The 11,123-nt window shown below is 37.0% G+C and carries 13 protein-coding genes and 2 tRNA genes (1 of these 15 cut by a window edge); 5 read left to right on the top strand and 10 right to left on the bottom strand.

What is annotated here, in order from left to right:
- The 3 genes from RTX21_RS17560 to RTX21_RS18060 all read left to right on the top strand — a co-directional run.
- Positions 1–20, top strand: a tRNA-Val gene (locus RTX21_RS17560) (it extends 155 nt beyond the left edge of the window).
- 48 nt (positions 21–68) lie between these two features.
- Positions 69–143: transfer RNA gene (locus tag RTX21_RS17565), tRNA-Val, on the top strand.
- Between the two features lie 191 nt (positions 144–334).
- Positions 335–799 carry a VanZ family protein gene (locus RTX21_RS18060; RefSeq protein ID WP_409415005.1) on the top strand — a complete coding sequence of 155 codons (465 nt, stop codon included), beginning with the start codon at positions 335–337 and terminating at the stop codon, positions 797–799.
- Here RTX21_RS18060 and RTX21_RS17570 read toward each other — a convergent pair.
- The 4 genes from RTX21_RS17570 to pepT are packed head-to-tail and all read right to left on the bottom strand — an operon-like array spanning position 774 to position 4,336.
- The gene (locus RTX21_RS17570) at positions 774–1,676 is read right to left on the bottom strand and encodes a glycosyltransferase (protein WP_312769776.1); all 903 of its coding nucleotides are present in this window, start codon (positions 1,674–1,676) and stop codon (positions 774–776) included. The two genes, RTX21_RS18060 and RTX21_RS17570, sit on opposite strands and share 26 nt — an antisense overlap.
- On the bottom strand, positions 1,673–2,638 hold the full coding sequence (locus RTX21_RS17575) for a glycosyltransferase family 9 protein (protein WP_312769777.1): 966 nt from the start codon (positions 2,636–2,638) through the stop codon (positions 1,673–1,675). The genes RTX21_RS17570 and RTX21_RS17575 overlap by 4 nt, the downstream gene beginning before the upstream one ends.
- Positions 2,639–3,058 carry a SufE family protein gene (locus tag RTX21_RS17580; protein ID WP_312769778.1) on the bottom strand — a complete coding sequence of 140 codons (420 nt, stop codon included), beginning with the start codon at positions 3,056–3,058 and terminating at the stop codon, positions 2,639–2,641. It lies immediately after the preceding gene.
- 27 nt (positions 3,059–3,085) lie between these two features.
- A complete protein-coding gene (gene pepT / locus RTX21_RS17585) occupies positions 3,086–4,336 on the bottom strand; it encodes a peptidase T (RefSeq protein WP_312769836.1) in 1,251 nt (416 codons plus the stop codon).
- Between the two features lie 303 nt (positions 4,337–4,639).
- On the opposite strand from pepT, the gene RTX21_RS17590 reads away from it, so the two are divergent.
- On the top strand, positions 4,640–5,488 hold the full coding sequence (locus RTX21_RS17590; protein ID WP_312769780.1) for a hydroxymethylglutaryl-CoA lyase: 849 nt from the start codon (positions 4,640–4,642) through the stop codon (positions 5,486–5,488).
- Positions 5,489–5,607: 119 nt separating this feature from the next.
- Positions 5,608–6,012 (top strand): OsmC family protein, encoded by a 405-nt coding sequence (locus RTX21_RS17595; RefSeq protein ID WP_312769781.1) that lies wholly within the window; start codon positions 5,608–5,610, stop codon positions 6,010–6,012.
- Positions 6,013–6,045: 33 nt separating this feature from the next.
- Here RTX21_RS17595 and RTX21_RS17600 read toward each other — a convergent pair whose 3' ends face one another.
- From RTX21_RS17600 to nrfD, 6 genes are all read right to left on the bottom strand, one after another.
- Positions 6,046–6,372 carry an SUF system Fe-S cluster assembly protein gene (locus RTX21_RS17600; RefSeq protein WP_027383088.1) on the bottom strand — a complete coding sequence of 109 codons (327 nt, stop codon included), beginning with the start codon at positions 6,370–6,372 and terminating at the stop codon, positions 6,046–6,048.
- Between the two features lies 1 nt (position 6,373).
- Positions 6,374–7,069 (bottom strand): 3'-5' exonuclease, encoded by a 696-nt coding sequence (locus RTX21_RS17605; protein WP_312769784.1) that lies wholly within the window; start codon positions 7,067–7,069, stop codon positions 6,374–6,376.
- Positions 7,070–7,144: 75 nt separating this feature from the next.
- Entirely contained in the window at positions 7,145–8,479 is a 1,335-nt protein-coding gene (locus tag RTX21_RS17610; RefSeq protein ID WP_312769785.1) for a quinol:cytochrome C oxidoreductase, read from the bottom strand.
- A gap of 12 nt (positions 8,480–8,491) precedes the next feature.
- Positions 8,492–9,217: a c-type cytochrome gene (locus RTX21_RS17615; protein ID WP_312769786.1), complete on the bottom strand. Its 726-nt coding sequence runs from the start codon at positions 9,215–9,217 to the stop codon at positions 8,492–8,494.
- Positions 9,210–9,731, bottom strand: coding sequence for a DUF3341 domain-containing protein (locus RTX21_RS17620; RefSeq protein ID WP_312769788.1), 522 nt, complete (start codon positions 9,729–9,731; stop codon positions 9,210–9,212). The genes RTX21_RS17615 and RTX21_RS17620 overlap by 8 nt, the downstream gene beginning before the upstream one ends.
- On the bottom strand, positions 9,718–11,115 hold the full coding sequence (nrfD, locus tag RTX21_RS17625) for an NrfD/PsrC family molybdoenzyme membrane anchor subunit (protein WP_312769790.1): 1,398 nt from the start codon (positions 11,113–11,115) through the stop codon (positions 9,718–9,720). Before nrfD ends, RTX21_RS17620 begins: the two co-directional genes overlap by 14 nt.
- Positions 11,116–11,123 lie beyond the last annotated feature (8 nt).

Consider the following 11,123-nt stretch of genomic DNA (forward strand, 5'->3'; position numbering starts at 1 on the left):
TTCGAATCCCTCAGGGCCCACAAGATCTCTCAGGAAACTGAGAGATTTTTTCTTTAAAGTCAAATTTTGGGCAGTTAGCTCAGTTGGTTTAGAGCGTTGCGTTGACATCGCAGAGGTCACTGGTTCGAATCCTGTACTGCCCACTTTCTTAAAAATTATGTTAAATCACATTTTTTCTACTTAACATAATGTTAAAGTTTTATAAAAAATCTAATCATTTGTTTAATTCCGAGTTAACGGAAAGATTTTTGATACTCTATAATAGATAAAATTGTTGCGCCTTGTTACTTGGTATAAAACTCTTTTAATTACTAATCCCCTCAAAAGGAAACCTATGAAAAGATATTATGCAGTGTTGATTTTCTTCTACACATTTTTTTTATTATACATGATGTTTTACGGATGCGGACGTCATCCAGAATTTGGCTTTATACAGAAAAATCCTTTTCAAAGTATCAAATATTTTCTTCATTACCATCAGATTTTTTCAGAAAAATTCATGGTAAATATTATAGGTAATATACTAGTATTCATCCCCTACGGATGGCTAGGCATTTTAGATAAAAGATTAAATAACCTGCCGTTGCTATTTTTTGGATTCGTACTGTGGATCTGCGCTATAGAATATACACAATACTGGACAGCCAGAGGTACTGCCGATATAGATGATGTTTTCCTTAATACATTTGGTATGTTAATAGGATATTTTTTACTTAAAGTTGTAACTTGGCTTAATATATCTAATATCAGATTGGAATTGGGGTATCAGAAATTTAATTCTTATTCATATAATAGATAAGCTGGCCTAGCTTATAAAAATCTAAAGCTTTTAATGAGGCATCTCCTCTTAAGAGCTTTTTTTTGATATATTCTTTTGAAAATTTATAAATCAACCTGTAAATAAAAATACCTCCCGTTTTTTTCAATATGGAATAAGCTTTTGCAAGCTTTATTTTAGAGATTCTTTCGACATCTTTATCAGTTTTAATAAGCTGAGAAAGACTTTTTGCAGATTGATCGGCTTTAGCGAGAAAAACCTCATTGGTCTCAACATCATTATTGAAAATCGGATTATCAATATGGTCAATAAAAATATTGTTTTTGAAAAGGTCTTTCGCAAAAATCAAATCTTCGTAACCATATTGCGTAATTGTTTCATTAAAAGGATTTTTTTCTAAGACCGATTTTCTAACGATAAAATTATTAGTCTGAAAATCCAGATAAGGAGACTTTAAACGTTGTTTTAAAGGCAAGTTCTCTCTTTCTACAGCGAATTTCCATCTAAGACCATATTCCGCAGAGGGCTTTACATCACTCACTTTTCTGCCTCCAAAAACCACATCTGGATTTTTAGTATTAATAAAATCGGTATAGTGCTTAAGAAAATTTTGATTGATTATTTTTCCATCGCAATCTAAAAAAAGCAAGTAATCTGACTGAGAATAATTAAGGAATAGGTTTCGGATTTTAGAGCGCCCAATATTTTTATCGAGGAAAATAAACTGTTTGACAGCCTTTTCTAAATTTTTATTTTTATTGATAAATTCAGTTTTAGAAGCATCATCAATCAAGATAATTTCCGCATCCAATTTATTTGAAATAATCTGATTTTGAAGGTCTTTTACCAAATCATTGACATCGAAATTATAAACAGGAATACAAATACTCAGCTTCATATTTTGTCTATGATTTTCTGAATATCTAATTCCTCGAGACAAGCATAATCGCCTCGGAAGCATTCTTTATCACCAAAAACAGAGCAAGGTCTGCAAGACAGATCTTTAACATGAACAATATCATCTTCACTTTGCCCGTAACCTAAAAAGCCAGCAAAATGATGGGTAGAACCCCAAACCGAAATACATCGGGTTCCCATGAGACTTGCCAAATGCATATTCGCAGAATCCATAGAGATCATCACCTCCAATTCAGAGATCTTTTTGAGTTCTTCTTTCAGGGATAATTTTCCGGATAAACTATGGGTATTAGGAATTTGTTTTTCCCATTTTGTAAGGATCTCATTCTCCTCTTTTCCGCCGCCAAAAAAGTAAACCTTATGCGTTTTCGCTAAGATTCTCGCCAGTTCAAAGGATTTTTCTTCCGGCATCATTTTACCCTTATGTTGTGCAAAAGGGGCAAAGCCAATATCTTTTTTATTATCAGATTGATTTCTTAATTGATGGGATAATTCAACATCAAATCCCATTCGTCTGAAAACATCAGCATACCTTTCAACAGTTCTTTTAAGTTGAAATTTATCCAGATTCCAAATATCGGTCAGCTTTTCCTTCTCATCCTTACCTTTATCGATTTGAAAAATTTTGTAGCCGTGCCTGAAAAAAATAGAATTGATCATTTTGGTTCTGATCACATCGTGAAGGTCAGCAACATAATCTGGATTAAACTGTTTGATCAATTGTTTTGTCAGTTTTCTGATCCCGAAAATCCCTTTGTAATCGTCGAAGCTGATTCCGTGGAACTTCAGTCTCGGATGTTTGTCAAAAAGGTCTTTGAAGTTGTCTCTGCTCACAAATACAATTTCAACATCAGGATTCTGTTCCAGAAACTCTACGCAGACAGGAACTGTCATCGCTACATCTCCGAATGCAGAAAAACGATATGCCAGAATTCTCTTCACCTATTTCTTTAGTTGAAATGCAACTGCGTAAAATTTGATCTGCTTGGTCATCGCCATCAGTCCATTGGCTCTGGATGGAGACAAAAATTCCTGTAATCCGATTTCTGAAATAAATTCGAAATCAGAATCCAAAATCTCCTGTGTAGAATGTCCACTGTAGATTCTCACCAAAAGTGAAACAATTCCTTTTGGCAAAATCCCGTCAGAATCTGCATTGAAAAACAATTTCCCATCTTTGAATTCTGCATCGATCCAAACTTTGGACTGACAACCTCGGATTAGATTTTCATCCGTTTTTTTGTCCTCAGAAAGTCCTTTTAATTCTTTCCCAAGGTCTATAATATATTCATACTTCTGCTCCCAATCGTCCAGAAAGGCGAATTCTTCTATTAATTCCTGTTGTTTTTCTTTGATTGTCATTCAGAATTGATTTGAATTAAAATTAAATTATTTTACCGATTGAGCAATATTAGCAATCACCTTAACGGCTGCCAACATACTTTCCAAAGGTACAAATTCATAAGGTCCATGGAAATTGTGTCCACCAGCGAAGATATTTGGGCATGGCAATCCCATATACGACAATTGCGCACCGTCTGTTCCACCTCTGATCGCTTTGATCTTCGGTTCGATTCCGGAATCTTTCATTGCCTGTTCTGCGATATCTACGATATGCATTTTACCTTCGAATTGTTTCTTCATATTGAGATATTGCTGCTTGATCTCTATCTCAGCAGTTTTAGCGCCATACTTTTTGTTGATTTCCTCAACTTTTTCAGCAATCAGTTTTTTTCTGTCTTCAAATTTCTGGTCATCGTGGTCACGAATGATGTATTGAAGTTTAGCCTCTGAAACATCACCTTCGAAATCTGTTAAATGGAAAAACCCTTCGAAACCTTTTGTAGTTGCCGGTGTTTCATTAGCTGGAAGTGAATTGATGAATTCTGAGGCCACTAAACCTGCATTCAGCATTTTCCCGAAAGAATAACCTGGATGTACAGACAATCCGTGGATTTTTACCACAGCTCCGGCTGCATTGAAGTTCTCATATTCCAGCTCACCGATTTCCCCGCCATCCATCGTATAAGCCCATTCAGCTCCAAATTTTTCTACATCGAAATGATGTGCGCCTCTTCCAATCTCTTCATCCGGATTAAAGCCGATAGAGATTCGTCCGTGCTTGATTTGAGGATTAGCCAGAAGAAATTCGGCTGCCGTAACAATCTCCGCTACACCAGCTTTATCATCAGCACTCAGCAATGTTGTTCCGTCTGTTGTGATAATGGTTTGTCCGACATACTTTTTTAAAGATTCAAATTTGGTTGAGGACAAAGTGAATCCAGTTTCTTTGTTCAGTAACAGATCTTCTCCATCATAGTTTTCCCAAATCTGTGGATTCACATTTTCGCCATTGAAATCCGGTGACGAATCGTAATGCGCAATGAATCCGACTTGTGGAACTTTATCTTCCTTATTAGAAGGAATGAATCCAAAAACGTATCCTTTTTCGTCTATACTCACATCTTCCAATCCCAAATCCTGTAATTCTTTATACAGATAATTAGCAATATCCCACTGCCTTTCTGTAGAAGGTGTAGTCTCACTTTCTGCGTCGCTGGTTGAAAATATCTTGATGTATGTAATGAATCTGTTAAGGAGTTTTTCTCTCCAAATACCGTCTAATTGGATGTTTTCCATATAATTTGCCATATCTCCGCAAAGTTATATATTTATGCAGTGAACGACAAATAATATCTGATGATTGATAAGTTGTGAATTATCAAAAATCTGAGATGTTGTTGTGTGCGAGCGAAGCGAGCGCCGATGAGTCCTGTTGGAACACAGAATCTCTTGCGTGAGCGATTGCAGCGGCATCCTTTTTACTTTGCAAACCTTAAGAATGAAGGTTTGCAAGAAAAAGATATAGCGGAAAGCGCGACCTGCTTGTTCCGATTTATCGGGACAAAAGGGCACCCCCAAATAATTATAAAAACGATACGAATGTTCTTAACCGAGTGTCCACGCGACGCGATGCAAGGCTGGGGAGAAATGATTCCCACGCAGAAAAAAATAGATTACATCAACCGACTGATGGAAGTGCGCTTTGATGTCTTGGATTGCGGCAGCTTCGTGAATCCGAAAACGATGCCCCAAATGGTTGATTCCGGAATTGTGGTGGACGAAATTGACAAATCGCTTTCTAACACAAAACTGTCTGTCGTTGTTGCCAATCTTCGAGGTGCCGAAAAAGCTTTGAGCCACGAGCAAGTCGACATTCTGGGTTTTCCTTTCTCAATTTCTGAAACATTCCAACACAGAAATACCAATAAAAGCAGAGAGGAAGCTTTTACTGAAGTTGTGAAGATATTAGAGCTAACAAAATCTGAGAGCAGACAATTGAATCTTTATTTCTCGATGGCTTTCGGCAATCCTTACGGCGAAAGCTGGAAATGGGAAGATGTGGACTTTTGGGCAAAACGTTTTGAGGAAATTGGAATCAAAGATGTTCTTTTATCGGACACAACTGGTGTTGGCGACGTGGAAAGAATTTCGCTTTTGTTTAATAAAATTCCTGCCAAATATCCCGGCATCAATTTCGGAGCGCATTTTCATAACCGATACAAGGATTCTTACCTCAAACTGAAAGCGGCTTATGACGAAGGCTGCAGAAGATTTGACAGCGCCATAAAAGGAATTGGTGGTTGCCCAATGGCGGAGGATGATCTGGTTGGAAATATGCCGACTGAAAAGGTTTTCACTTTTATGCAGTCAGAAAAACTGGATATCCATCAAAATCTTCTCCATTTTGAAAGTGCTTACAACATGGCCAAAGATATCTTTCATTTTTAATTCGAAGTCCAAAATATAAATTATATCATATTTTAATAATTATTCACATTCATAATTCGGGATTTCAAAAAAATGATGTAATTTTATTACAGAAAAAACAATTAAAAAAACTATCGGTTATGACTTCAAAAACAACTTACTTAGGAGAATCCAAAATTGAATCTGTGCATGAAGCCTCCGGTGAAGTATTCTCAACGTATGTTCCATCCAATGATTTTACTGTCCGTGAGCATTTTTCTCCGACAGACATTTTTGCAACGGCTTTGGCAGAGAGCGTATTCGCTTCACTTGTTGTTTTGGGTAAGGACAGAAATATCGACATCACGGGTGCGACTTGCGAATTGAAAAAAACCATGTATTTTGAACCAAGAAGAATTGGTGAAATCTTCTGTGTTTTCAAATTCCCAAACTCTTACACTCCGGCAGAAAAAGAGTTTATCGAGTCTACGGCCAAGAATTGCCCAGTATATCTCAGCCTCAATTCAGACATCAAGAAAATATTCCTTTTCGAATATAAAGATTAAAATAAAAATCCTGCAATTAGCAGGATTTACTTTTTATAACATACCAAGTTCAAACTTGGCTTCTTCACTCATCATTTCTTTGGTCCAGGTTGGCTCAAAAGTAAGTTCGATTTTCGCAGATTTTACACCTTCCACTCCTCTCACCTTATCTTCTACTTCTACCGGTAATGTCTCTGCGACAGGACAGTTCGGAGAGGTTAATGTCATTATGACCAGCACTTCTCCTTCATCCGAGATCTGCACATCGTAAACTAATCCCAATTCATAAATATCAACCGGAATTTCCGGGTCGAAAACCGTTTTAAGTTCTTTGATTATTTCTTCGCCAATATCTGCAATTTGGTCGTCTGTATATTTCATTTTAATCTAATCTTTTTAGTAAATCTTCCTGACGCATCCGCCTGAAAACATTTGCCAAAGTTAAGACATCTTTTTCACAATAATGAATGATTCTGTCTATATCGCCCTCTTTGTAGTATATATCGGCAACCATACTTCCATCGATATCATCCTTTGGTGTGGGAATTCCAAAAACATGAGCCAATAATTCCAGCGAAACATAACTTTTCCAATCTCCGAATTTCCAAAGTTCCATCGTATCAATATGAAGGATTTCCCAAGGTTTCTTCCCAAACATTTGGAATGGAACCGGTGGCTGAATTCCATTAATTAAAAGCCTTCTTGCGATGTAAGGAAAATCGAACTCTTTTCCGTTGTGAGCACAAAGAATAACATTATTCAGTCGAGGACTATTGAACAATTCACAAAATGAAATCAATAAATCTTTTTCCTCTCCAGAATAAGTTTTGATTTTAAGCTTACCAGAATTATTATCAATCATTCCGATTGAGATGCAGATTATCATCCCGAATTCAGCCATAATGCCTGCACGTTGCTCATAGAAATCAGAAGCTTCGATTTCTTCTTTTCTTTGAACTTTTGTCTTCTTATCCCAAAGGTATTGAGATGTAGAATCGAGGTTATTCCAAGAGTCAATTTGTGGAACAGTTTCGATATCAAGAAAGAGAATATTTTCGATTGGAATTTTATGAATCATTTGTATTTATTTGTTTAAATGTAATAAAAAAACCCAACATTACTGCTGGGTTATATTTTTGATTTTCTATATTAATTAGAAAGGATATTCGTAAATCTCCGACTCATGGAAGAATGGGTTTCCAGTAGGCATCAATTTTAATTTAGATAAAGCTGTCATTACTGTGAATGTAAATAATCCAATCACAAATACAAATGAACCTAATACTAATAAAGCATTTGAAGCATTGTTCCAATATGGGCCAACTGTTCCCGGCATTACCATATTAAAGTAATCTACGGCGTGACCTATAATTACAACACAAGCCATAAACGTTACCACTTTGTAATTTCTCTTGATGCTGCTACTTACTAAAACCAATAGTGGAGCAAGGAAGTTAATAATCAACATTGGTAAGAATGTCGGTGTATAATATTCGAATCTACCAAAGAAGTAGTTAACCTCTTCCGGAACGTTAGCATACCAATAAAGCATAAACTGACAGAACCACAGGTAAGACCACAACATACTTGTAGCAAATAAGAATTTACCAAGGTCGTGAAGATGGTTATTGTTGAACTGAGGGTAAACTCCTTTTTTCTTAAGATATACACTAATGATGATCATTACAGCAATAGAAGTTGACAAACAACTAACCATTGAGTACCAGATGTAAAGCGTGGAATACCAGTGAGGGTCAATTGACATCAACCAATCCCAAGCCCAAGCTGCAGAAGCAAACCCGAAGAATGCGATATAACCAACACTCCAGCTATATAAGCTTGCATAAATCTTTCTATCCCCTTTGTTCTCATCGACTTTTTTAGAAGTACTCTTCAGTTTCCAAACAAAGAAAGACGCACCAACAACATAAATCAATGTTCTGATAGCATAGAAAGGAATATTAAGGAATCTTTTCTTTTCAAATAAAATAACATCAAAATTAGGATCTCCCGGTGTAGTAAGACTTTCGTCCATCCAATGGAAAAGGTGACCTTGGTGTGTGATATTCAAAAGTACTATGATTACTAGCAATGCTCCTCCATATGGAATGAAAGAAGCAATAGCTTCCATTACTCTTGTTACAATGATAGACCAACCAGCGTGAGCAGCGTGTTGGATACTGTAAAAGAATAATGCACAACAGCTGATTCCAAAAGCAAAAACTGCAAAAGTATGAATTGCCGCCAATGGTTGATTATGAATCTGATGCTTTGCGTGCTCTAAATGTGAATCGTGGTCTTGAGGACCAACCAACTCACTAGAATGTGAAGGTGCTTCGTGCCCCTTTGAATGAACAGACTCCATCCAATGAGAGATTGCAGTATCATCCAATCCGTGGTTAAGTGCATAACCAATACCGAATAAAGCAACTCCTACAACAATGAGTATAATTGAATATAATCTTAATTTAGGTGAAAAACTATACATTTTCTTCTTTTTTTATTTAGCATTGGTTTTAGCTTCAGCTGCTGCAGGAGCAGTAGAAGTTTTCTCTGTCGTAGCTAGAGCGGCAGCGTCCGGAGCTGCTGTAGCAGTTGGTGCTTTAAAAGTATTATAGACATATAAAGCCACTCTCCATCTATCTCCCACATTCAATTGTCCTGCATAAGAACCCATTGCGTTTCTACCATTAGTCAAAACATAGTGGATAGAACCGATTGTGATATCTCTATCAGCATAATTAGGAACTCCAGAATAAGCACCGCTTTTTACAATTGGTCCTTGTCCGTCTCCGCCTGTACCATGACAAGCAGAACAAGTATGATCAAACAATATTTTTCCTCTTGCCAGATCTTTTTCAAGATTTTTAGGATTCAGTGGTGATTCCTTTATCAATTTTGATGCATCATATCCAGCATTGTATTCATCAACATTTTTAGGTAGAGTTTCCTCACTTACGATTCCGTCTTTGTTTTGAGGAACAGTTCCTTCTACAGGAGAAAGTCCAGTTGCTCCGTTATGAGCTACAAAAGCAGGAATTTCGTTTTCATGGTCAGAATATGCGTCCTTAGCTTTCATCAAAGGATCATAAGCTACTGGGAAATACATATCTGGAAAATATACCAATGGTGGATTGTCTTTTGGCCCACCGCAAGAATTCAGTAAAACAGTTGTTAAACCAAAGATTGCTGTAAATTTTAATATACTATTCTTCATCTTAGGCATCTTTAACAGTTATTTCTTCAACACCTGTATCAATCAACAGTTGTTTAATAGTTTCAACATCATCAGACACAAACTCCATCATAAATTTGTCATCCGTAGTTCTTGGGTCTGGATTCTGAGGTTTTGCACCAGGATACATTTTGTTTCTTACCAAGAAAGTTAATGACATCAAGTGAGCAGAACAGAAAACCATCAATTCAAACATTGGATCAATGAAAGCCGGAAAGTTATGAATCCAGTCAAATGATGGTTTACCACCAATGTTCTGAGGCCAGTCGTGGTTCATAATCCAAGCTGTTAAAGTAATACCGATGGTAACTCCATAACAAGCATAGATGAATGCTGCGTCAGAAATTCTGGTTTTCTTTAATCCAAGAGCTTTGTCAAGTCCGTGAACTGGGAATGGCGTATAAACTTCGTTTATAGATATTCCTTTATCTGTGAAGGCTTTCACGCCGTGCATCAAATCATCGTCGTCGCCGTAAAGTCCATATATAATCTTAGTGGTGCTCATCTCCTTCTTTTGCTTTATAAGTTTCACCGGAAATTTTCAAAATACTCTTCAATTCGGCCTGTGCAATTACAGGGAATGTTCTTGCATATAAAAGGAATAATACAGAGAAGAATCCGATTGTTCCAAGATATACACCAACGTCGATAATGGTTGGCTTAAACATTGTCCAAGAAGATGGTAAATAATCTCTTGACAAGTTGATTACTATAATATCAAAACGCTCAAACCACATACCGATGTTGATGATCAATGCAATGATGAAAGTCCAGAAGATATTAGTTCTAACTTTTTTGAACCAGAACGCTGCCGGCACAACCAAGTTGCAGATAATCAACGCCCAGAATGCCCACCAATAGGGTCCAACTGCTGCTCCTGGAGACAGATAGGTAAAATCTTCAAATCTCGATCCAGAATACCATCCGATAAAATATTCAGTGGCGTAAGCTACAGTTACCATACCACCTGTTACAACGATGACGATGTTCATAATCTCGATGTGGTACATTGTAATATAATCTTCTAAGTGACAAACTTTTCTTGCTACCAATAAAAGTGTTTGTACCATTGCAAATCCTGAGAAAATAGCTCCGGCAACGAAGTAAGGAGGATAGATTGTTGAGTGCCATCCTTTGATTACCGAAGTAGCAAAGTCAAATGATACTGTCGTGTGTACGGAGAATACAAGTGGTGTTGCCAAACCTGCTAGAACCAAGGATAACTCTTCAAATCTCTGCCAGTGTTTTGCTTTTCCACCCCATCCAAATGCAAGAAGAGTATAAATCTTTTTATTGAAAGGTGTTTTTGCTCTATCTCTGATCATTGCAAAGTCAGGAATCAAACCCATAAACCAGAATACAACTGATACAGAGAAATAAGTCGAGATTGCAAATACGTCCCAAAGTAATGGTGAGTTAAAGTTAACCCAAAGAGAACCAAACTGGTTTGGCAAAGGGAAAACCCAGTATCCAACCCAAACTCTACCCATGTGAATTACCGGAAAGATAGCCGCCTGACAAACTGCGAAAATCGTCATCGCTTCTGCAGAACGGTTAACAGACATTCTCCATCTTTGTCTAAATAATAATAATACAGCGGAAATCAATGTTCCTGCGTGACCAATACCTACCCACCATACGAAATTGGTAATATCCCAACCCCAGTTGATAGTTCTGTTAAGTCCCCACGCACCGATACCGGTTCCGACTGTGTAAGCGATACAACCAAATCCATAAACGAACAAGATTAAAGCTGCATACAAAGATGCCCACCATAATTTCCCTGCACGTTCTTCGATAGGTCTTGCGATATCTTCTGTAATATCGTGATAAGTCTTATGACCAATAATTAAAGGTTCCCTTATCGGAGCTTCGTAATGTCCTGACATTTTTTACC

It is taken from the genome of Epilithonimonas sp. (assembly GCF_032054305.1).
GTDB lineage: Bacteria > Bacteroidota > Bacteroidia > Flavobacteriales > Weeksellaceae > Epilithonimonas.

Bases quoted from the DNA above. Each gene is read 5' to 3' on its own strand.
- RTX21_RS18060 (WP_409415005.1), top strand. From the start codon at position 335: ATGAAAAGATATTATGCAGTGTTGATTTTCTTCTACACATTTTTTTTA.
- RTX21_RS17570 (WP_312769776.1), bottom strand. From the start codon at position 1,676: ATGAAGCTGAGTATTTGTATTCCTGTTTATAATTTCGATGTCAATGAT.
- RTX21_RS17580 (WP_312769778.1), bottom strand. From the start codon at position 3,058: ATGACAATCAAAGAAAAACAACAGGAATTAATAGAAGAATTCGCCTTT.
- pepT (WP_312769836.1), bottom strand. From the start codon at position 4,336: ATGGAAAACATCCAATTAGACGGTATTTGGAGAGAAAAACTCCTTAAC.
- RTX21_RS17590 (WP_312769780.1), top strand. From the start codon at position 4,640: ATGTTCTTAACCGAGTGTCCACGCGACGCGATGCAAGGCTGGGGAGAA.
- RTX21_RS17595 (WP_312769781.1), top strand. From the start codon at position 5,608: ATGACTTCAAAAACAACTTACTTAGGAGAATCCAAAATTGAATCTGTG.
- RTX21_RS17600 (WP_027383088.1), bottom strand. From the start codon at position 6,372: ATGAAATATACAGACGACCAAATTGCAGATATTGGCGAAGAAATAATC.
- RTX21_RS17605 (WP_312769784.1), bottom strand. From the start codon at position 7,069: ATGATTCATAAAATTCCAATCGAAAATATTCTCTTTCTTGATATCGAA.
- RTX21_RS17610 (WP_312769785.1), bottom strand. From the start codon at position 8,479: ATGTATAGTTTTTCACCTAAATTAAGATTATATTCAATTATACTCATT.
- RTX21_RS17615 (WP_312769786.1), bottom strand. From the start codon at position 9,217: ATGCCTAAGATGAAGAATAGTATATTAAAATTTACAGCAATCTTTGGT.
- RTX21_RS17620 (WP_312769788.1), bottom strand. From the start codon at position 9,731: ATGAGCACCACTAAGATTATATATGGACTTTACGGCGACGACGATGAT.
- nrfD (WP_312769790.1), bottom strand. From the start codon at position 11,115: ATGTCAGGACATTACGAAGCTCCGATAAGGGAACCTTTAATTATTGGT.